Genomic DNA, 20,252 nt, shown 5'->3' on the forward strand with positions numbered 1-20,252 from the left:
AGTCTTGCGAATTTAGTTTGACGCGCAAGCCCAACCTAGGTCAGCCAGAGCCCCCGCCTTTTCTCCGTTTTCAATTGCATCGCTGGCATTTGCATTGCCATCAATAGCACGCTTGCTAATGCCATGCAAAATTGCTGAAATTCTAAATAGGTTGTAGGCCATCAGAAATGGCCAGTGCTCTGCAATTGGGCGCCCAATCTTTTTTTCATACAGGGCGATATATTCAGCTTCGCTCGGTATTCCTAGACCCATTAAATCCACCCCTTGTATTCCTCGCCACAAACTCGGAGCAATTCTCCAAGCCATGCATTGATACGCAAAATCAGCCAAGGGGTTGCCAAGGGTTGAGAGCTCCCAATCTAAGACCCCAATAACGCGCGGTTCGGTCTTGTGAAAAATGAGATTATCCATCCGAAAATCACCATGAATCAGTGAGGTTTCATCTTCGTTGGGGATGTTCTCTGGAAGCCAGTCCATCAACTTGTTGAGCGAATTAGGAATGGGAATGTTTGCCTCGCGAACTTGACGAGACCAGCGTGTGATTTGCCTAGAAAAATAATTGCCGGGCTTACCAAAACTTTCTAATCCAAGTGAGGTGTAGTCAAGGCGATGTATTGCGGCGATGGTGTTATTCATTTGCTCATAAATGACATGTCGTTCGCTAGCTGGTAATTCCGGCAAGGTTTGGTCAACAAAGACTCGCCCATCAAGATACTCCATGATAAAAAATGCGGTACCAACAATGTTTTCATCTTCACAATAGGCCAACATTCGAGGAACGGGAACATTTGTATTGGCTAGCGCCCTCATCACTCGATGCTCTCTATCAACAGCATGCGCAGAAGGTAATAAGATCCCAGCTGGTTTTTTTCTGAGGACAAAGTGTTCATTGCTGCAGCTGATTTTGAAGGTGGGATTGGATTGGCCGCCAGTTAATTGGCTGAGTTGTATCGGACCTTTGACAAGGCCAAGCCCTTTTAAATATTGAGCAAGCGGTTCTTTAAATGAGGGGTTGGGCATTGCGTTTATTTACGCCGACTTACAGGCCACTAACAAGGTGGCCGCCATCTACCGCTATGGTTGCGCCAGTCATGGCTTTGCTGGCATCAGAGGCCAGCAACAATAAGGGGCCATTTAAATCTTCTAAATCATTAAAGCGCCGCGAGGGTATCCGCGTCAGAATTTTTTGGCCGGCATCGCTCAGTAAAAATTCACGATTGAGATCGGTAATTACGTAGCCTGGCAATAGCGCATTCACTCTAATTTGGTGGCGCGCAAGTTCAAGAGCCATGACCTTAGTGCTTTGTATCACCCCTGCTTTAGAGATGACATAAGGCGCCGCACCACCAATCACACGCTCCCCGAGTATGGAGGCAATATTGACAATGCTTCCTGAGTTGCTCGTTGCGATTAATCGCCTTGCAGCCTCGGTGGCTACCAACCAAGAGCCTTTTAGATTGGTATCAATTACTTGATCCCAATCTTCTTCACTGTGGTCAAGTAACTTTCCATTGGTGCTGACACCCGCATTATTGATAATGATCGTTGGGGTCGACCACTCAAGAACTTGATCAAAACATTTAACAACACTTTTTTTATTGGTGACATCTAATTCAAAAGCTTTTGCATGCCCACCAAGTTTTGTAATTTCATCGACGGTGGATTGCAGTTGGGCAACACGTCTAGATGCAAGGGCTACTTTAGCCCCCGCTGTAGCAAGTAGTAATGCGCAATGCTTTCCGATGCCGCTCGAAGCCCCAGTAATTAGGGCCGTTTTATTGTCTAGGCTAAAAAGCTGATCGAGTCCCATTACTTTGTTTCTTTATTGCCAATGAGTTTGCGTGCCATGCTCCAACGATGCACTTCACTTGGCCCATCATAGATACGAAAGCCGCGCATATCTTTAAATATTCTCATGAGCTGTGTTTCGCCAGTGACGCCTTGGCCACCTAAAATTTGTACGCATCGATCCACAACGCGCCACTCAGCTTCAGAACAAATTACTTTGGCACGACTGGACTCAAAGTTACCGCGTTGACCTTGATCCAAAACCGATGCAGTGTGCCAAATATGGAGTCGAGAAGTTTGCAGATCCATATCATTGTCTGCAATCATAAAACCAACACCTTCGTGCTCGCCCAAAGATTTACCAAAAGCCTGTCTTTGTTTTGCATAAGCAATGGCAATATCTTGAGCTCGTCGGGCTTGTCCAAGCCAACGCATGCAATGTGTAAGTCGAGCAGGCGCCAATCGGACCTGCGCATTCTTAAACCCTTTACCAAGCTCGCCCAATATCTGATTTGCTGGTACGCGTAGCTTATTAAATTGAAGAACACCGTGACCCCCAGTGAAGCAGCTATCAAGCGCGTCCATATTGCGCACGAGCTCGATACCCTTCTCTTTCATATCCGAGAGAAACATCGTTGCGGATCCATCTTCACCCCGTGCCATGATGATGACAAAATCTGCTCCGTCGGCACCAGTAATAAACCACTTCACGCCATTGATGATGTAGTCATCGCCATCTTTGGTGGCGGTTGTCATGAGCATTGATGGGTCGGATCCAGCGCCTGGGTCGGGCTCAGTCATTGCAAAACAAGAACGTGTTTTGCCTGCCACCAATGGCCTGAGCCAGCGCTCCTTTTGTTCTGGCGTTGCAATTTCTTCTAGCAGGTGAATATTGCCTTCGTCAGGCGCATGAATATTCATCGCGGTTGGCCCCAGCCAAGAATAGCCAGCCTCTTCAAAAACAATGGCTTTTTCAGAATGGCTAAGCCCTAGCCCCCCCATCTCTATCGAAGCGTGAGGCGTTAAAAGACCGGCAGTGCGAGCAAGCTCTATGAGTTCTTTTCTGAGCTCCTCTGATGGACCATGTTCATTTTGGCGTGGGTCGTTTTCAAGAGGAATGATTTGATCGCGTATGAACGATCGTGTCCGCTCTTGTAGCTCTAATAGTTTTGCTGATAAAGATAGGTCCATTTATTCATTGTAATAGCTGATAAAGATGTCATATCTAAGCGTCTGTGCGGGCTTTGAATGTTGTAAGCTTTAGGGCCTTAAAAGACTTTTATATAATAAAATCAATAACTTATGATGAATAATAATTTTTATACAGACTTATCATGTGGTTTTGTTTCACGTGAAACAAACAAAATGCTATGATCATCGCCCTATCAGAGGCAAATCATGCGTTATTCCAAGAGTTTCGATGTCATTGTGGTTGGAGGTGGTCACGCTGGGACTGAAGCCGCCCTTGCTTCAGCTCGCATGGGTTGCGACACCCTATTAATTACCCATAGTATTGAAAACTTGGGGGCCATGAGCTGCAACCCATCTATTGGTGGCATAGGCAAAGGTCACCTGGTAAAAGAAATTGATGCCATGGGCGGCGCCATGGCTGCAGCAACAGACGAAGCCGGTATCCAGTTTAGGACTTTAAATTCTAGCAAGGGGCCTGCGGTTCAGGCTACGCGCGCTCAAGGCGACCGAATTTTATACAAAGCGGCCATTCGCCGCCGCCTAGAGAACCAAGAAAACCTCACCCTATTTCAGGCTGCTGTTGATGACTTGCTGGTGAGGGGTGATGAGGTCCAAGGCGTTGTTACCCAAATGGGTTTGGAGTTTACGGCCAGGAAGGTTGTCCTCACGGCAGGCACCTTTTTAGACGGCAAAATTCATGTGGGCCTCAATAATTATGCTGGCGGTCGTGCTGGCGATCCAGCTGCGGTCTCTTTGTCGGCGCGCCTGAAAGAGTTAAAGCTACCCCAGGGCAGACTTAAGACTGGTACCCCACCCCGAATTGATGGCCGTACTATTGATTTTTCAGTAATGCTTGAGCAGCCTGGAGACCTAGATCCGGTACCCGTTTTTTCCTATTTAGGCCGTCCGGAACAACACCCTAGACAGGTTCCCTGCTGGATTTCTCATACCAATGAAAAAACACACGACATTATTCGGGGCGGTTTAGATCGCTCCCCGATGTATACCGGTGTGATTGAAGGTGTTGGTCCACGCTACTGCCCCTCGATTGAAGACAAGATTCATCGTTTTGCCTCTAGAAATAGCCACCAAATCTTTTTGGAGCCAGAGGGCCTGACAACGAATGAGTTCTATCCAAACGGTATTTCCACTAGCCTGCCCTTCGATGTTCAATGGGATTTAGTGCGAAGTATTCGGGGGATGGAGGCTGCCGTTATCGTCCGCCCAGGATATGCAATTGAGTATGACTTTTTTGATCCGCGCCAATTGCGCCATAGCCTAGAGACCAGAGCCATAGCTGGGCTCTACTTTGCGGGTCAGATTAATGGCACAACCGGCTACGAAGAGGCGGCCGCCCAAGGCATGCTCGCCGGAATTAATGCCGGCCTTGCTGCTCAAGGTAAAGAGCCATGGTTGCCCAAACGTAGCGAGGCCTATATTGGCGTGCTAGTGGACGACCTCATTACAAGGGGCGTTCAAGAGCCATACCGAATGTTTACCAGTCGCGCAGAATACCGTTTAAGCCTGAGGGAAGACAACGCAGATATGCGCTTAACTCAGATAGGCCGCGATTTAGGCTTGGTAGACGACCATCGCTGGAATATCTTCTGCAGGAAACAAGAGGCTGTTTCACGTGAAACATCTCGTTTGCAGGATATTTGGATAGGACCAAAGCACGAGTCTGCAAAGGCAGTTTCAGGCTTATTGGGCCAAGATTTATCCCACGAATGCAGTTTGGCAGATATTTTGAGGCGCCCTGGAGTCACCTATCAAGCTATTACTGGTCTTTCACATGGCATGTGGTCACCTGGGGCGTTGGACGAGGATTCAGGTATAGCTAGCCAGATTGCAGATCAGGTTGAGATTTCAGTGAAGTACCAGGGCTATATAGATAGGCAGGCGGTGGAAATCGCACGTCAAGAACATAACGAGAGCTTTCCTTTGCCGGAAATTTTGGACTATTCACAAGTGGTGGGACTATCCAAAGAAGTCCAGCAGAAGTTAAATTTGCATAAGCCAGAAACATTGGGTCAGGCTGGACGAATATCCGGCGTTACGCCGGCCGCATTATCACTACTGCTAGTACACCTTAAAAAAGGCTTGGGCCGTTCTCAGGAGATCGCGTGAGCCAGGATTTGCTGGCACTGGGTATTGAGGAATTGGGCTTGGATTTAAGCCGGGAAAATATTGCTAATTTAGATTTGTTTTTGCATGAAATGGCCCGCTGGAATCAGGTCCACAACCTCACAGCCATTGAGGGCGAGCAAGAATCAATACGACTGCATCTAATTGATTCTATTGCAGTTTTGCCAGTTATGAGAGAATTTTTGCAGGGCACATCACCCCAAATTGCTGATCTGGGATCGGGTGGTGGGCTGCCGGCTATTCCCATCGCAATATTGCAACCAGAGTGGCGTTTAACCTTAATTGAGGCTGTACGCAAAAAGACTGCTTTTTTGCAGCATGTACGCGGCAGGTTGAAATTAAAAAACATTGAAGTGCTGAGTGAGCGCGTGGAAGTTGTTGCAGTGCAGCAACCAGCTCAGTTTGATGCCGTCATTTCGCGCGCATTTACGAGTTTGGCGCGCTTTTTAGAGCTGTCATTACCCCTATTGAAGCCCGGCGGTCTTGTTTTTGCCATGAAGGGCAAGAAGGCCGACGAAGAAATGCAAGAGGTTTGCTTGGATGCTTGGCGCCTAGTCTTGGATGCGCCTTTGCAAATACCCCATTTGGCAGCAGAAAGACGGCTTTTAGTACTAAGCCCCCGTGAGAAAATTACCCCTTTAGAGCAGGACCATTAAGACTAGCTATGGCAAAAATATTCTGTATTGCAAATCAAAAAGGCGGAGTTGGTAAAACAACTACGGCTGTTAATTTAGCTGCGGGCTTGGCTGGTCATAAGCAGCGTGTTTTATTGGTGGACTTGGATCCACAAGGCAATGCAACGATGGGTTCGGGCATAGAAAAAGCGAATCTCAACAACAGCGTATACCAAGTGCTGATTGGGTTGGCCGCCGTTAAAGATAGCGTACAACGTTGTGAGAGTTCTGGCTTTGATGTGCTACCTGCAAATCGAGATTTAGCCGGCGCTGAAATTGAATTGGTTGATTTAGATTCACGTGAGCAGCGCTTAAAAGATGCGCTGGCTGAGGTAGCCAATGATTATGATTTTATTTTGATCGATTGTCCGCCGGCCCTATCGCTACTCACATTAAATGGCTTGTGTGCTGCTAATGGCGTGATAGTACCGATGCAGTGTGAATACTTTGCACTAGAAGGCTTATCTGATCTAGTGAATACGATTAAACAAGTTCACGCAAACCTAAACCCAGATCTTGTGATTATTGGTTTGTTGCGCGTGATGTTTGATCCGCGTATGACACTTCAGCAGCAAGTATCAGATCAGTTGCTAGAGCATTTTGGCGACAAGGTGTTTAAAACAATTATTCCGCGTAATGTAAGACTTGCTGAAGCCCCGTCCTACGGGCTTCCTGGGGTTGCTTTTGATAAGACCTCACGAGGAGCAAAGGCGTATTTAGAGTTCGGTGCTGAAATGGTCGAACGTATTAAACAAATGTAATTACTGGAAACAGTTTAGGAAATCATGGTTGCCATTAAGAAAAAAGGTTTAGGTCGCGGGCTCGATGCACTGCTTGGTGAAAAGGCCCAGAAGGAAAGTTCGCCAGCCGAGATTAATCGTTTGCCATTGACAGCATTGCAGGCAGGCAAATATCAGCCCCGCCAAAAAATGGAGGCCGGTGCATTGCAAGAGCTGGCCGAAAGCATTCGCGAGCAAGGTGTGATGCAGCCATTGTTGGTGCGCTTAGTTTCTGCCGGCAAGTATGAAATTATTGCGGGAGAGCGCCGTTTTCGTGCGGCCACATTAGCGGGTCTTACAGAGGTTCCCGTTCTGGTTTCTGGCGCGAATGATCAGGCCGCGGCAGCGATGGCCTTAATCGAAAATATGCAACGTGAGGATTTAAACCCTCTCGAAGAATCACAGGGTTTGGCGCGTTTAATTGAAGAGTTTGGTTTCACGCATGAGCAAGCAGCCAAAGCAGTTGGCAAATCGCGTAGCGCCATTACCAACCTGTTGCGATTGAGCCAGTTGGCAAAACCTGTACAGGCCATGTTGTTGGCTGGTGATATTGATATGGGCCACGCACGTGCCCTACTCCCTCTGCCTGGCGCAAGCCAGGTGGCTTTGGCGCAACGAATTGCTGCACAAGGACTATCGGTGCGCGAGGCGGAAAGAATGTCTACAGCCTTGGCGCGGGCAGGCGGGCAGATTGGCGACAAAAAGAGCAAAGGCAAGAGTGAATTAGCTGCTGGTACGGGCCGAGACCCGGATATGCGTCGTTTAACGCAGGAAATCGCAGATTTAATTGGTTTAAGCGCTGAATTTAAGTTCAAGGGCAAGGGGGGCGAGCTCAGAATTCGCTTTAGCCAATTTGATGAGCTCGATTCTTTACTAAAAAAGTTGGGTATTGGGCTTGATTAAAGATCGACCAATGAATACTGGCAATTGGGATGAGAAGGAAGATGACTCATACAAGGCCCTTAGCAAAGCAGAGATGGATGCTTTGCGTAAAGCAAAGCCCAAAAGCTTTTCTTCAATTAATGGGTGGCTCATTGTCGGTATTCAGGTGGTGCTTACCCTGATAATCGCCAGCTTTTGTTACCTTTTTGGCGAATTGACAGAGAGAAACGTTTATACTTACTCGGCTTTAGTGGGCGGTTTGATTGGGTTTTTGCCTTCTGCGTTGTTTTTACTGCGATTAGAGGCAGCAAAAAAGAATGTCAAATCAAGTCCTGGCGGTTATTTAACAGCAGTGGTTTCTGGCGAATTTATTAAAATTCTAGCAACCATCCTCCTGTTTATTGGCTTTGCTCTAAAGCAACCTGATTTGAAATGGATTCCATTGCTTGTCACTTATTTAGCCACGCTCAAATGTTATTTATTGGGGTGGTTTTGGAAGTAACAAGCAGTCAATATAGATAAGGACAAGTTCAGAGATGTCTAGCGAAGTCAACGCAGCAGCAGAGGTAGCCCATCATGTGGCTAGCGAACCGCTTACACCCACTGCTTATATTGCTGAGCACTTGCAAAACCTCAATAACATTGGCGGGGCGCAAACCTCAGTTATTGATTTCAGCATCATTAATCTAGACACCATCTTTTGGACCTCCTTAATGGGGTTGATCACTGTTTTTCTGTTGGTTCTAGCTGCTCGTAAAGCATCCCCTGGGGTTCCTGGCCGTTTTCAATGTTTAGTTGAGATGCTCGTTGAGATGGTAGATAACCAAACCAAGAGCATTGTTCATGGCGATCGCAGCTTCATTGCGCCACTAGCCCTGTTTGTTTTTTGCTGGATCATTCTTTTAAATACCTTGGACTTAGTGCCTGTAGATTGGATCTTTGGCGTAAATCAATTTATTGGTAGTTTCGGTGTTCACGTTCCCCATCACAAGATAGTGCCTACTACTGATTTGAATGCCACCTTCGGCCTATCGTTTTCAGTTCTCCTATTAGTGTTCTTCTATAGCTTCAAAGTGAAGGGCTTAGGGGGCTTTATGCATGAGCTGGTTTCGGCCCCGTTTGGTGCGAAGTGGTACCTAGCACCTTTCAACCTCATTTTGAATATCATTGAATATATTGCTAAAGGCGTTTCGCTCGGTATGCGACTTTTCGGCAATATGTACGCAGGCGAATTACTCTTTTTGCTCATCGCCCTTTTGGGTAGTATGTGGACCTTTAACTTAGATTTGTACATGCTTGGTTTCGTGGGCAACGTTATTGCTGGCTCAGCTTGGGCGATCTTCCACATCTTAGTTATTTTGTTACAAGCATTTATTTTCATGATGTTGACCTTGGTTTACATTGGGCAAGCCCATAGTCACCATTAACCTTTTTTATTTTTAACCTCACCTTCAATACTTAGGAGTAAACATGCAAGCATTCTTAGCCAACATTCAAGGACTAACCGCTATCGGTATTGGCCTCATCATCGGCCTCGGCGCATTAGGAGCCTGTTTGGGCATTGGCCTAATGGGTGGTAAGTTCATTGAGGGCGCTGCCCGTCAACCAGAATTGATCAATGAATTGCAAACCAAGATGTTCCTTTTGGCTGGTTTGATCGACGCTGCGTTTTTGATCGGCGTTGGTGTTGCAATGTTGTTTGCTTTCGCAAACCCACTGCTAGCAGTTATTAAGTAATTGTTTTGGCGTGGATGACTATCCAGTCATCCAACCGTTCTCAACAATACTGAAAGGAATATCGTGAATCTGAACGCGACCCTATTCGCGCAAATGATCGTTTTCTTTGTCTTATGGTGGGTTGTTGCACGTTTTGTGTGGCCACCGCTAGTTAAGGCATTGGACGAACGCTCAACCAAAATTGCTGATGGTTTGGCTGCGGCCGAGCGCGGAAAAGAAGAATTAGTTCTCGCAAATAATGCTGCGGAACAAGAGCTGTCTAAGGCACGCCAAGAAGGTGCGCTTCGTGTTGCTGACGCTGAAAAGCGTGCGCAAATGTCTGCAGAAGAAATCCGAGCCAATGCGCAAGTTGAGGCTACCCGGATTATTTCGCAAGCCAAAGAAGATGCTGATCAACAAGTTACTCGTGCTCGCGAAGTCTTGCGTGCTGAGGTTGCTGTTTTGGCTGTTAAAGGCGCTGAGCAAATTTTGCGCCGCGAGGTTGATGCAAAAGCGCATGGCGCTTTGCTCGATCAATTAAAGGCAGAGCTTTGATATGGCTGAGTTAGCCACGATTGCCCGCCCTTACGCTGAAGCGCTTTTTCAAAGCGCCAAGCCTGCTGAACTTGCTACCATTTTGGAGCAGTTAAGTGAGCTGGCTCAGCTTGCCGAGCAGCCAGAGATTGCCGTCTTATCAAATAATCCAAAAGTATCTGCGGATGATTTGACGAAGCTTCTTTCTGGCATGGTGAAAACAAAGCTGGCCGGCAAGATCGCTAGCTTTTTGAGTCTTGTGAATCAAAACCATCGTTTGGCTGCCGTTCCTGAAATTGCACGTCAATTTGAGGCAATGAAGAACAAAAGCGAAGGTGCAGCAGAAGTAATGATTACCAGTGCCTTTCCTCTTGAGGGAAGCGCATTAAATGATTTGTTGTCAAGTTTGAAGAAGCGTTTTGGGGGTAAAGAATTGCGCCCAACTATTCAAGTTGATCCAGCATTGATTGGCGGAGTACGCATTCAAGTTGGTGATGAAGTCTTGGATAGTTCAGTTAAGGCACAGTTGGCTCAAATGCAAGTAAGTCTTGGCGCATAAGTTATCCCAATTAAGAACATACGAAATAAGACCCAGGAGTAAGTAATGCAACTCAACCCTTCCGAGATCAGCGAGCTGATCAAAAGCCGAATTAGCGAAATGGGTGTTGATACCCAGAGTCGCAATGAAGGCACTGTAATTTCAGTGACCGACGGTATTTGCCGCGTTCATGGCTTGTCTGGTGTGATGCAGGGGGAAATGTTGGAATTTCCTGGCAACACTATCGGCTTAGCATTGAACCTTGAGCGCGATTCAGTTGGTTCCGTGGTTTTGGGCGAATACACCCACATTAAAGAAGGCGATCCAGTGAAATGTACTGGCCGCATCTTGGAAGTTCCAGTTGGCCCAGAATTGCTTGGTCGCGTAGTGAATGCATTGGGTCAGCCAATTGATGGCAAAGGTCCAGTCAACGCAAAATTAACTGACTTTATTGAAAAAGTTGCTCCAGGCGTTATTGCACGTCAATCAGTAAGTCAGCCAGTTCAAACTGGTTTGAAGGCGATTGATGCAATGGTTCCAATTGGCCGTGGTCAGCGCGAGTTGATCATTGGTGACCGTCAAACTGGTAAGACAGCTGTTGCGGTTGATGCGATCATTAACCAAAAAGGCAAAGGCGTTTATTGCGTCTATGTTGCGATTGGTCAAAAAGCTTCCACGATTGCTAACGTTGTACGCAAGCTCTCAGAAAACGGCGCAATGGATTACACCATTGTTGTTGCAGCGAGTGCATCTGAATCTGCAGCAATGCAGTACCTCTCTGCATACGCTGGTTGCACCATGGGCGAATACTTCCGCGACCGCGGTGAAGACGCTTTGATCGTTTATGACGATTTAACAAAACAAGCGGTTGCATACCGTCAGATTTCATTGCTCTTGCGTCGCCCACCAGGCCGCGAAGCTTACCCTGGCGACGTGTTCTACCTCCACTCACGTTTGCTTGAGCGCGCTGCTCGTGTAAATGCTGAATACGTAGAGAAATTTACAAATGGTTCAGTAAAAGGTAAAACAGGTTCTTTAACTGCGTTGCCAATTATTGAAACTCAAGCTGGTGACGTTTCTGCATTCGTGCCAACTAACGTGATTTCGATTACTGACGGTCAGATCTTCTTGGAAACTGACTTGTTCAACGCCGGTGTGCGCCCTGCTATTAACGCGGGTATTTCTGTTTCACGCGTTGGTGGTGCAGCTCAAACTAAAGTCATTAAGAAATTGTCTGGCGGTATTCGTACTGACTTGGCGCAATATCGTGAATTGGCAGCGTTTGCTCAGTTCGCTTCTGACCTTGACGAAGCCACACGTAAGCAGTTAGAGCGTGGCCGTCGCGTTACTGAATTATGTAAGCAAGCGCAGTACAAGCCACTCCAGGTTTGGGAAATGGCCGCTTCACTTTTCGCCGTAAATAACGGTTACTTTGATGACCTCGAAGTGAAAAACGTATTGCCATTCGAAAAAGGTTTGCAAGATCATTTGAAATCTAAATACGCTGACTTAGTTGCACGTATTGAAGACACCAAAGATTTGAGCAAAGATGACGAAGCTGCTTTGCGCGCTGCAATTGAGGATTACAAGCGTTCAGCCTCTTTCTAAGAGGGCTCGCATAAATCATGGCAAGCACAAAAGAGATACGATCAAAGATCAAGAGCGTGCAAAACACGCGCAAGATCACGAAGGCAATGGAAATGGTCGCCGCATCCAAGATGCGTCGCGCCCAGGAGCGCATGCGTAATGCGCGTCCATATGCTGAAAAAATTCGTGAGATTGTTGCCAACCTTTCAAAAGCTAATCCTGAGTTTCGCCCTGCTTACATGGCAACTCGCGAGCTTAAGAAAGTCGGCACTATCGTGGTTACAACAGACAAAGGCCTGTGCGGCGGTTTAAATACCAACGTTTTGCGTCTGATTACAAACCAAGTGCGCGATCTGCAAGAAAAAAATGTTGAGATTGCGTACACCGCAATTGGTTCAAAGGGTTTGCAGTTTTTGAATCGTTCAAAAGCAAAGTTGATTTCTCAAATAACCCATATTGGCGACACACCACATATGGATGTCTTGATTGGTGCGATTGTTGCCCAATTAGAGGCGTTTGAGCGCGGTGAGATTGATGCTGTTTATTTGGCATATACCCGCTTTGTGAACGCGATGAAACAAGAGCCGATTTTAGAAAAGCTCCTGCCTTTAGAGCCAGCCGCTTTAACTCCAGAAGAAAAAGCAGGCCCATCTTGGGATTACATCTACGAGCCTGATGCAGAGTCCATTTTGAATGGCCTGCTTAAGCGTTATGTTGAGGCAATGATTTACCAGTCTGTTGCTGAAAATATGGCATCCGAGCAATCTGCACGCATGGTCTCAATGAAGGCCGCTTCAGATAATGCGAAGAATGTGATTGGCGAATTGCAATTGGAATACAACAAAACACGACAAGCTGCTATTACCAAAGAGTTGTCAGAGATTGTTGGCGGAGCAGCTGCTGTTTAAGCGGCCAGCGTTTAGGAATACGACAGAATTCAGGAATTAAAAGCGGAGAAATGCGATGAGTAACGGAAATATTGTACAGTGTATTGGTCCAGTGGTGGATATTCAGTTTCCACGCGACAAAATGCCAAACATTTATGATGCATTGACATTAGTTGATAGCGGTGAAAAATCATTTGCTGAAAAAGGTTTGACCTTTGAAGTTCAGCAACAGATCGGCGACGGCGTAGTCCGCGCGATTGCTATGGGCGCAAGCGATGGTTTGCGTCGTGGCATGGAAGTTAAATCTACAGGAAAGCCAATTTCTGTTCCTGTTGGACCAGCAACACTTGGTCGAATCATGGATGTTTTGGGCCGCCCAATTGATGATGCAGGTCCAATCGCAACTGAAGAGCGTCGCGCCATTCACCAGCCAGCGCCTAAGTTTGATGAACTTTCTCCTTCTGTTGACTTGCTCGAAACCGGTATTAAGGTTATTGACTTAGTTTGCCCATTCGCTAAAGGCGGTAAGGTTGGCTTGTTCGGCGGTGCGGGTGTTGGTAAGACCGTGAACATGATGGAATTGATTAACAACATCGCTAAGCAACACGCAGGTTTATCTGTGTTTGCCGGTGTTGGTGAGCGTACTCGTGAAGGTAATGACTTCTATCACGAGATGAAAGAATCAAACGTTATTGACAAAGTGGCGATGGTGTTCGGTCAGATGAATGAGCCTCCTGGAAACCGTTTGCGCGTTGCGTTGACAGGTTTGACAATGGCTGAAGCATTCCGTGACGAAGGCCGTGATATTTTGTTTTTCGTTGACAACATCTACCGCTACACATTGGCAGGTACCGAAGTTTCTGCCTTGCTCGGACGTATGCCTTCCGCTGTGGGTTACCAGCCTACATTGGCTGAAGAGATGGGTAAGTTGCAAGAGCGTATTACTTCTACTAAGACTGGTTCTGTTACTTCTATTCAGGCCGTTTACGTTCCTGCGGATGACTTGACCGATCCATCACCAGCAACTACCTTCTTGCATTTGGACTCCACAGTTGTGTTGTCACGTGATATTGCTGCTTTGGGTATTTACCCAGCGGTTGATCCACTGGATTCAACCAGCCGTCAGCTCGACCCACAAGTGGTTGGTCAAGAGCACTATGACGTAGCCCGTGATGTACAGATGACATTGCAACGCTATAAAGAATTGCGCGACATTATTGCTATTTTGGGTATGGACGAATTGTCTCCAGAAGACAAATTGGCTGTATCACGTGCACGTAAGATTCAACGTTTCTTGTCCCAGCCATTCCACGTTGCTGAAGTGTTTACTGGATCACCAGGTAAATACGTCACATTGAAAGAAACCATTCGTGGCTTCAAGATGATTTGTAGCGGTGAGTTAGATCACTTGCCTGAGCAAGCGTTCTACATGGTGGGTTCAATTGATGAAGCCATTGAGAAAGCTAAGAAGCTTTAATCGAATTCATCTAGGGAAATTATGTCAACCATTTACGTCGACGTAGTCAGTGCCGAAAAATCTATTTTCAGCGGGGAAGCCAAGTTTGTTGCTCTCCCCGGTGAAAGTGGTGAGCTCGGTATTTTGCACGGCCACACACCTTTAATTACGCGCATCCGCCCAGGTTCAGTTCGTATTGAAAAGGCTGATGGTGATGAAGAGTTTGTTTTCGTTGCTGGTGGGTATTTAGAAGTTCAACCTGATCGTGTTACTGTTTTAGCGGATACCGCTATTCGTGGCCATGATTTGGATGAGGCCAAAGCCACCGAAGCTAAGAAGCGTGCTGAAGAAGCAATGCAAAATCGTGGCACCGACTTTGATTTGGCCTTGGCCCAGTCTGAGTTTGCGATGGCAGCAGCTCAATTGGCTGCAATTGCTCGCTTCCGTCGTAAAAAGTAAAAGTCGGCCATCTCCTTGCTGTTAAATGACCGGTTTATAAAAGCCTGCTTGGGTGAAGCGGTTGATCAAACACCGCTTTGGCTCATGCGCCAAGCTGGGCGCTATCTTCCTGAATACAACGCAACCAGAGCAAGAGCTGGCAGTTTTCTCGGCCTTGCTAAAAATCCCGCGTATGCAACTGAAGTAACGCTGCAACCTTTGGACCGCTATCCACTGGACGCGGCTATCTTATTTTCAGATATTTTGACTATTCCAGACGCAATGGGATTGGGCTTGAAATTCACCACAGGTGAAGGCCCTAGTTTTGAGCACCCTTTGCGCACAGAAGAGGCTGTTAAAAAATTACGTGTAGCCGACATGTCTCAGCTGCAATATGTTTTCGATGCTGTCTCAGAAATCCGTAAAGCGCTGATTCAGGATGGCAAGCAACGCGTTCCATTGATTGGTTTCTCTGGAAGCCCATGGACCTTGGCTTGTTACATGATTGACGGTTCTGGTTCTGATGATTTCCGTCACGCCAAAACAATGATGTTTAGTAGGCCAGATTTGTTGCAACATATTTTGGATGTCAATGTTGAATCCGTTGCGACCTACTTAACGGAGCAAGTAAAAGCAGGCGCACAAGCACTAATGATCTTTGATACTTGGGGTGGTTTACTCCCAGATGGTTGGTATCAAACAATGTCTTTAGCTGCCATGCAAAAAGTGATTGCACGCCTACCTCGTGAGTATGAGGGTAAAAAAATTCCCGTCATTATGTTCACCAAGGGTGGCAGTATTTGGCTAAACGATATGGCGCAAGTTGGCGCTGATGTCATAGCGCTCGATTGGACGATGTCATTAAGTCGCGCGCGAAAGCAATTGCTGGGCATTAACAAACCCTTGGCTCTGCAGGGCAATCTTGACCCTCTCATTTTGTTTTCTGAGCCGCAGCAGATTGCCAAAGCAGCAAGCACCCTTTTAGAGGATCTCGCTCAGGCGCCTGCCTTAAAAGCAGGCCTTCATCCGCTAGATGGCCATATCTTCAATTTAGGCCATGGAATTTCTCAATTCACCCCGCCCGAGAGCGTCACCGCTTTGGCAGAGTCTGTAATAAAAACCTCGCGCACTCTTAGATCTAAGTCATAAATCAAAGTAATTGCTAACTTAGTCTTAATTTTTGACGAAAGTTATGCACAGTTATGGGTATAGGGCTAAATTCAGTGGGATTGAGAACGAAAGTCATCTTTAACTTCTAGAAAGCATTATAAGTTATTGATTATATTAGTTTTTATACATAATGACTAAAAACTGGGCATTGATTAGATGCTGGTAAATTAGCTTAGAAATCAGAATGATCAGATGATATCCACAGACTTATCCACAGGCTAATAAGAAAATAGAAGTAAATCATGACAACCCCCATCGTGGTCCAAATAGTCGTCGATAAGCCCTTACCCCAGGGCTTTGACTATTTATGGGATGAGGCTAGGTTAGGTTGTTTGCCACAGATTGGCCATATTGTTGAAATACCTTTCGGCAGGGGCAAAGAAGTGGGCATCGTCACAAAGGTGAGCGCTCACTCTGAATATGAGTTCGATAAATTAAGGTCTATTGAAAAAATAGCCCCCCTACCGCTATTGGATGGGGCGCTACTGAAGCTGATGAACTTTGCAAGCCAATATTACGTACACGCGCTTGGCGAAACTATCATGCCTAGCATTCCCAAGATGTGGCGGAAGTCAGAGGACTGGGACAAAATCCCCAAAAAATTAGAAAGTGCGGCAAAGAAAAAAGCAAAAGAAAAAAATGGTGAATTCGTAGAGGGGTACATCACTGCAGATCAATTGAATCAAGAGCAATCCAATGCATTGGAGTCCTTGGTAGGCGAGGCAAATAAGCAAAAGAATGGCTTCCGGGCAATTTTGATGCAAGGTCAAACCGGAAGCGGCAAGACGGCAGTATTTTTAAATTGGCTAGCGAGCATTCTGCAAGATGAGACAGCCCAGGTTTTATTGCTCGTGCCTGAAATTAATTTGACCCCGCAATTAGAGCGCAGGGTGCGCGCATATTTCCCAAATGAAATATTGGCCGTGCTGCATAGTGGAGTAACGGAAAAAGAGAGAGGTGTTGCCTGGTATGAGGCCATGACAGGAAAGGCCCGCATCATATTGGGAACGCGTTTAGCCGCCCTAACTCCTATCCCAAACTTACGAGCGATCGTAGTGGATGAAGAGCATGATCCTTCATACAAACAGCAAGAAGGCACAAGATACTCTGCAAGAGACCTGGCTATTTGGCGCGCCCATGACCAGAAAATTCCGATATTGCTTTCTTCAGCAACACCATCGTTAGAAACTTGGATGGCAGCTAAGGCCGGTCGATATGAATACCTGCGCCTCGATCAGCGAGCTCAAGGCGCCCTACTACCTAAAGTACACCTTGTGAACTCACGAGATCCTCAAAACCAATTTAGCCCTGGCGACAAAAACAGCCCGAAGACCAAGAGCTTAATTACTAAAACATTGGCTAATGCCATTAGTAAAAATCTAGAAGTTGGTAAGCAGAGTTTGATATTAATAAATCGCAGGGGTTATGCACCGGTGTTGAGCTGCAATGCTTGCACCTGGTTGTCGGTGTGCACGCAATGCTCTTCTCATATGGTGATGCACAAGGCAGGAGCTCTTGGTAAAAAATCAGTACTCAGTTGCCATCATTGCGGACTTGTTAAGCCTATACCAAGCTTTTGCCCAGATTGTGGAAACGCAGATCTGAAAACTTTGGGGCAGGGAACCCAGAAGCTAGAGGATGCCATAGAGGAGATGTGGCCGAACGCTAGAGTGCTTCGTGTAGACACGGACTCCAGCAGAAAAAGCAAAGGTGCAGAAACACTCTTTCAAGAAATACATGATGGAAAAGTAGATATCGTCGTGGGCACCCAAATGATTGCCAAGGGGCACGATTATCAGAATATTGGTTTGGTTGCTGTGCTCGATGCAGATAGTAGGTTGTATTCGCCGGACTTTAGGGCTGCGGAAAGACTATTTGCCCAACTGGTTCAAGTGGCAGGGCGCGCCGGAAGATCTGGGACAGACGGGCAAGAAGGCGGCGATATTTATATCGAAACACAATATCCAGAAGCAGCGGTCTACCAATATTTACTTCGACATGATGTTGATGGATTTCTATCCCACACCGCTAGAGAAAGAGAAGAGGCGCAATTGCCGCCCTACTCTTATCAAGGGCTGATTCATGCAGAAGGAAAAACTTTGGATAAGGCTATTCAGTTTTTAAGTGGCCTTAAGGGGCGCCTAAAAAATAAAGGATTGCTGAGCAAAGAGTTGCGAGTCTATGATCCCGTGCCAAAGGCCGTAATGCGAGTGGCGGGATCGGAGCGAGCTCAATTGGTGATTGAATCCGAAAGTCGGAAACTATTGCAAGAAGTGCTCGAGCTCATTGATCAGGATTTGAGAGCTGACTCTCAAGGACGCATTAGTAAAACATCACGCATTCGCTGGTTAATAGAGCGCGACCCAATTGCCATCTAATAGCTTAGGCGCCTACAGTGGAGTTGTACTGATCTAAGCCCATTAAATGTTCTAGCTCGGCCGCCAGGCTTGCAGTAGACACAGGCTTGATTTTAAAAAGCCAAACAGCGTATGGTTTTTCGTTTACAAGCTCTGGTGCCAAATCTACTTCCTCATTGAGTGCAACAATTTCACCGCTGACCGGCGCATGAATATCACTTGCAGCCTTAACAGACTCAATCGCAGCGATTGCTTCGCCTTGTTTCACCTGTTGTCCTATCTTTGGTGCCTGAAAAAACATCACATCACCCAAGGCCTCTTGCGCATGATTGCTGATGCCAACCCAAATAAGTCCATCGTTCTCAAGGTTGGCCCATTCATGAGTTTGTGCAAATTTAAATGTGTCTTGAGTATTCATGTTCGCTAATGTGCAATTTGTACTAAGGCGCGGACCAATTGCTGCTTTTGGTAATGAGCGCCAAACAAATCCGTACGTTGTGGGTGGAACTTAAAAGCAGTGCGTACAACGAAAACGCAAATTAGGTTTTTGCTGAGCCAGTGCGATGTGTGCGGTTGTACAGACAGCTAGCGCAAATCCAGCGTTGCTTACGATTGCTTGTGGGAATCCAGGTGCCGCCTTCTAGACGCTTTTCGCGACTGCAAGAAGAGCAAAATTTCAGGCTCTGGGAAGTGTCTTGGGTTGCAGCTGGAGTCGAGGTAGTCATGGGCAATCCGGGTAAGCCAAATCTAAACAGAAGATCTATTTTACCCGTTTTGTCCCGCTGGGGCTGGGGTTAGGACAACTCTGACAGAATCAGCCGTTTTATTGCCATCAAAATCAAGCCAAGCCTTGTTTTCAAAGTCGTAGAGCTTGCATTTGCGGGCAGTGTCGAAATACCAGGTCCAGGAGAACTTTTGGATAAAAATACGCTCTGGAAGGATGGTTTCTAGGGTATTTTGGGCCTCTTGGAGGCGATACAGGGGAACACTCATATCAACGTGATGAGCCGTGTGTTCCATGATGTGATGCATCAGGGAGCCCCAAATCCAGTTGAAAGTGAGGTGCACGGTGGTTGATACGAAGGGCTGGGCGCGTAGCCACTCAGATTTCTTGTCATACCAAGAAACAGATGGGTGTGTGTGATGAACATAGACCACAAAGCCGATCATGCCGTTCCAGAATAGGAATGGCACTGCAAAGCCAGTAAGCAGGCCAATGCAGATGGATTGGCCAGTCGCTAGAGCGCCGGCGACTAAACAGCCAATCCAAAGAATGGCAAAGCCAGTGACCAAGAGGTTGTCTTTAAGAAATATTGGACGATTACCGGGTTTATTTTTGGCATTTGGGAAGTACTCGCGTCTCCACCAAATTTCAATTAAGTAATAGAAAACAGGACCCCAGCCACTACGGTAAAGGCGCTCAAGGCCTTTTCGCCATGAAGGCAAGGCATCAAATTCTGCTTTGGATAAAGGCGCCCAGACGAAGTCAAACCCTTTGAGATTAGTCTGGCCATGGTGAACTACGTTATGACCTACATCCCAAAGACTGTATGGGGTCAGCGATGGCAGAAAAGCAATTCGACCCAAAACCTTATTCAATTCACGGTTTGGGGTAAAGCTTTGGTGGCAGGCATCATGACCAAGAATGAAGATGCGACCAGTCACAAAACCTGCAAGCAGGCCAAATATGACTTTCAGCAGGACGCTTTCTACAAAAACGGTGCCAGCAATACAGCCAAGCCATAAAGCGGCATCAATTGCCAAAAGTAATAATGCTCGACCGGTCTCACCCTGAGCCATTGGAACAAGCCAGCTACGGATGATTTTTCGGTGAGGTAATGGCGCATCTGGCGCCAAAGGATTGGTAATGGATGGCTCGGGGAGCGCTGTATTTAGAGAATTAGACACGATAAGAATCAATAAGTTAGGTGCAAATGATAGCGGTTTTTGCGTTTTGTCGCATGACGTAGGTCAAAAACCCTTTGCTTTTGGTGCGCCCGGCAGGAATCGAACCTGCGACGCTTCGGAGACCTCAACCGACAAAAAACATACAAATACTTTAAACAACTAAAGATTGCCTAAAACGACATAACTCTATATAAACAAAGGG

General features: G+C 46.7%; 21 protein-coding genes. 15 read left to right on the forward strand and 6 right to left on the reverse strand.

Annotated elements, in window-relative coordinates; translation table 11 throughout:
* Window positions 1-12: 12 nt before the first annotated feature.
* Genes ICN49_RS10350 through ICN49_RS10360 form a run of 3 tightly spaced genes read right to left on the reverse strand, consistent with a single transcriptional unit; the run spans window position 13 to window position 2,979 of the window.
* The gene (locus ICN49_RS10350; RefSeq protein ID WP_216167993.1) at window positions 13-1,020 is read right to left on the reverse strand and encodes a phosphotransferase family protein; all 1,008 of its coding nucleotides are present in this window, start codon (window positions 1,018-1,020) and stop codon (window positions 13-15) included.
* A gap of 19 nt (window positions 1,021-1,039) precedes the next feature.
* Window positions 1,040-1,810, reverse strand: coding sequence for an SDR family NAD(P)-dependent oxidoreductase (locus tag ICN49_RS10355; RefSeq protein WP_216167994.1), 771 nt, complete (start codon window positions 1,808-1,810; stop codon window positions 1,040-1,042).
* Complete coding sequence (locus ICN49_RS10360) at window positions 1,810-2,979, reverse strand: acyl-CoA dehydrogenase family protein (RefSeq protein WP_216167995.1); 1,170 nt, start codon at window positions 2,977-2,979, stop codon at window positions 1,810-1,812. The genes ICN49_RS10355 and ICN49_RS10360 overlap by 1 nt, the downstream gene beginning before the upstream one ends.
* A gap of 207 nt (window positions 2,980-3,186) precedes the next feature.
* Between ICN49_RS10360 and mnmG the strand changes: the two genes are divergently transcribed.
* The 15 genes from mnmG to priA all read left to right on the forward strand — a co-directional run bounded on the left by mnmG (window position 3,187) and on the right by priA (window position 18,163).
* Entirely contained in the window at window positions 3,187-5,106 is a 1,920-nt protein-coding gene (gene mnmG, locus ICN49_RS10365) for a tRNA uridine-5-carboxymethylaminomethyl(34) synthesis enzyme MnmG (RefSeq protein ID WP_216167996.1), read from the forward strand.
* Window positions 5,103-5,780 carry a 16S rRNA (guanine(527)-N(7))-methyltransferase RsmG gene (gene rsmG / locus ICN49_RS10370; protein WP_216167997.1) on the forward strand — a complete coding sequence of 226 codons (678 nt, stop codon included), beginning with the start codon at window positions 5,103-5,105 and terminating at the stop codon, window positions 5,778-5,780. Before mnmG ends, rsmG begins: the two co-directional genes overlap by 4 nt.
* A gap of 8 nt (window positions 5,781-5,788) precedes the next feature.
* Window positions 5,789-6,559, forward strand: coding sequence for a ParA family protein (locus ICN49_RS10375; protein WP_216167998.1), 771 nt, complete (start codon window positions 5,789-5,791; stop codon window positions 6,557-6,559).
* Window positions 6,560-6,583: 24 nt separating this feature from the next.
* Window positions 6,584-7,480: a ParB/RepB/Spo0J family partition protein gene (locus ICN49_RS10380; protein ID WP_216167999.1), complete on the forward strand. Its 897-nt coding sequence runs from the start codon at window positions 6,584-6,586 to the stop codon at window positions 7,478-7,480.
* Between the two features lie 10 nt (window positions 7,481-7,490).
* Window positions 7,491-7,961, forward strand: coding sequence for an ATP synthase subunit I (locus tag ICN49_RS10385; RefSeq protein WP_216168000.1), 471 nt, complete (start codon window positions 7,491-7,493; stop codon window positions 7,959-7,961).
* A gap of 34 nt (window positions 7,962-7,995) precedes the next feature.
* On the forward strand, window positions 7,996-8,886 hold the full coding sequence (atpB, locus tag ICN49_RS10390; RefSeq protein WP_216168001.1) for a F0F1 ATP synthase subunit A: 891 nt from the start codon (window positions 7,996-7,998) through the stop codon (window positions 8,884-8,886).
* 43 nt (window positions 8,887-8,929) lie between these two features.
* A complete protein-coding gene (atpE, locus tag ICN49_RS10395) occupies window positions 8,930-9,196 on the forward strand; it encodes a F0F1 ATP synthase subunit C (RefSeq protein ID WP_028818346.1) in 267 nt (88 codons plus the stop codon).
* Between the two features lie 63 nt (window positions 9,197-9,259).
* Window positions 9,260-9,730: a F0F1 ATP synthase subunit B gene (locus ICN49_RS10400; RefSeq protein ID WP_216168002.1), complete on the forward strand. Its 471-nt coding sequence runs from the start codon at window positions 9,260-9,262 to the stop codon at window positions 9,728-9,730.
* 1 nt (window position 9,731) lies between these two features.
* Window positions 9,732-10,268, forward strand: coding sequence for a F0F1 ATP synthase subunit delta (locus ICN49_RS10405; RefSeq protein ID WP_216168003.1), 537 nt, complete (start codon window positions 9,732-9,734; stop codon window positions 10,266-10,268).
* Window positions 10,269-10,313: 45 nt separating this feature from the next.
* Window positions 10,314-11,855, forward strand: a complete 1,542-nt coding sequence (atpA, locus tag ICN49_RS10410; RefSeq protein ID WP_216168004.1) for a F0F1 ATP synthase subunit alpha — start codon at window positions 10,314-10,316, stop codon at window positions 11,853-11,855.
* Between the two features lie 17 nt (window positions 11,856-11,872).
* The gene (atpG, locus tag ICN49_RS10415) at window positions 11,873-12,742 is read left to right on the forward strand and encodes a F0F1 ATP synthase subunit gamma (protein ID WP_216168005.1); all 870 of its coding nucleotides are present in this window, start codon (window positions 11,873-11,875) and stop codon (window positions 12,740-12,742) included.
* Window positions 12,743-12,797: 55 nt separating this feature from the next.
* Window positions 12,798-14,198, forward strand: coding sequence for a F0F1 ATP synthase subunit beta (gene atpD, locus ICN49_RS10420; protein WP_216168006.1), 1,401 nt, complete (start codon window positions 12,798-12,800; stop codon window positions 14,196-14,198).
* A 21-nt stretch (window positions 14,199-14,219) separates the two neighbouring features.
* Window positions 14,220-14,636, forward strand: a complete 417-nt coding sequence (locus ICN49_RS10425) for a F0F1 ATP synthase subunit epsilon (protein WP_216168007.1) — start codon at window positions 14,220-14,222, stop codon at window positions 14,634-14,636.
* A gap of 9 nt (window positions 14,637-14,645) precedes the next feature.
* Entirely contained in the window at window positions 14,646-15,764 is a 1,119-nt protein-coding gene (gene hemE / locus ICN49_RS10430) for a uroporphyrinogen decarboxylase (RefSeq protein WP_216168018.1), read from the forward strand.
* Between the two features lie 263 nt (window positions 15,765-16,027).
* A complete protein-coding gene (priA, locus tag ICN49_RS10435) occupies window positions 16,028-18,163 on the forward strand; it encodes a replication restart helicase PriA (RefSeq protein WP_216168008.1) in 2,136 nt (711 codons plus the stop codon).
* Between the two features lie 4 nt (window positions 18,164-18,167).
* Here priA and gcvH read toward each other — a convergent pair whose 3' ends face one another.
* The 3 genes from gcvH to ICN49_RS10450 all read right to left on the reverse strand — a co-directional run bounded on the left by gcvH (window position 18,168) and on the right by ICN49_RS10450 (window position 20,062).
* Complete coding sequence (gcvH, locus tag ICN49_RS10440) at window positions 18,168-18,560, reverse strand: glycine cleavage system protein GcvH (protein WP_216168009.1); 393 nt, start codon at window positions 18,558-18,560, stop codon at window positions 18,168-18,170.
* 121 nt (window positions 18,561-18,681) lie between these two features.
* Window positions 18,682-18,867, reverse strand: coding sequence for a hypothetical protein (locus ICN49_RS10445; protein WP_129560400.1), 186 nt, complete (start codon window positions 18,865-18,867; stop codon window positions 18,682-18,684).
* 40 nt (window positions 18,868-18,907) lie between these two features.
* Window positions 18,908-20,062: a fatty acid desaturase gene (locus ICN49_RS10450; RefSeq protein ID WP_255535507.1), complete on the reverse strand. Its 1,155-nt coding sequence runs from the start codon at window positions 20,060-20,062 to the stop codon at window positions 18,908-18,910.
* Window positions 20,063-20,252: the final 190 nt, after the last annotated feature.

It is taken from the genome of Polynucleobacter finlandensis, from assembly GCF_018881755.1.
Lineage (GTDB): Bacteria > Pseudomonadota > Gammaproteobacteria > Burkholderiales > Burkholderiaceae > Polynucleobacter > Polynucleobacter finlandensis.

Bases quoted from the DNA above. Each gene is read 5' to 3' on its own strand.
- atpA (WP_216168004.1), top strand. From the start codon at position 10,314: ATGCAACTCAACCCTTCCGAGATCAGCGAGCTGATCAAAAGCCGAATT.
- atpG (WP_216168005.1), top strand. From the start codon at position 11,873: ATGGCAAGCACAAAAGAGATACGATCAAAGATCAAGAGCGTGCAAAAC.
- ICN49_RS10350 (WP_216167993.1), bottom strand. From the start codon at position 1,020: ATGCCCAACCCCTCATTTAAAGAACCGCTTGCTCAATATTTAAAAGGG.
- atpD (WP_216168006.1), top strand. From the start codon at position 12,798: ATGAGTAACGGAAATATTGTACAGTGTATTGGTCCAGTGGTGGATATT.
- ICN49_RS10375 (WP_216167998.1), top strand. From the start codon at position 5,789: ATGGCAAAAATATTCTGTATTGCAAATCAAAAAGGCGGAGTTGGTAAA.
- ICN49_RS10445 (WP_129560400.1), bottom strand. From the start codon at position 18,867: ATGACTACCTCGACTCCAGCTGCAACCCAAGACACTTCCCAGAGCCTG.
- ICN49_RS10425 (WP_216168007.1), top strand. From the start codon at position 14,220: ATGTCAACCATTTACGTCGACGTAGTCAGTGCCGAAAAATCTATTTTC.
- priA (WP_216168008.1), top strand. From the start codon at position 16,028: ATGACAACCCCCATCGTGGTCCAAATAGTCGTCGATAAGCCCTTACCC.
- atpE (WP_028818346.1), top strand. From the start codon at position 8,930: ATGCAAGCATTCTTAGCCAACATTCAAGGACTAACCGCTATCGGTATT.
- ICN49_RS10385 (WP_216168000.1), top strand. From the start codon at position 7,491: ATGAATACTGGCAATTGGGATGAGAAGGAAGATGACTCATACAAGGCC.
- atpB (WP_216168001.1), top strand. From the start codon at position 7,996: ATGTCTAGCGAAGTCAACGCAGCAGCAGAGGTAGCCCATCATGTGGCT.
- gcvH (WP_216168009.1), bottom strand. From the start codon at position 18,560: ATGAATACTCAAGACACATTTAAATTTGCACAAACTCATGAATGGGCC.
- mnmG (WP_216167996.1), top strand. From the start codon at position 3,187: ATGCGTTATTCCAAGAGTTTCGATGTCATTGTGGTTGGAGGTGGTCAC.
- ICN49_RS10405 (WP_216168003.1), top strand. From the start codon at position 9,732: ATGGCTGAGTTAGCCACGATTGCCCGCCCTTACGCTGAAGCGCTTTTT.
- ICN49_RS10380 (WP_216167999.1), top strand. From the start codon at position 6,584: ATGGTTGCCATTAAGAAAAAAGGTTTAGGTCGCGGGCTCGATGCACTG.
- ICN49_RS10360 (WP_216167995.1), bottom strand. From the start codon at position 2,979: ATGGACCTATCTTTATCAGCAAAACTATTAGAGCTACAAGAGCGGACA.
- ICN49_RS10355 (WP_216167994.1), bottom strand. From the start codon at position 1,810: ATGGGACTCGATCAGCTTTTTAGCCTAGACAATAAAACGGCCCTAATT.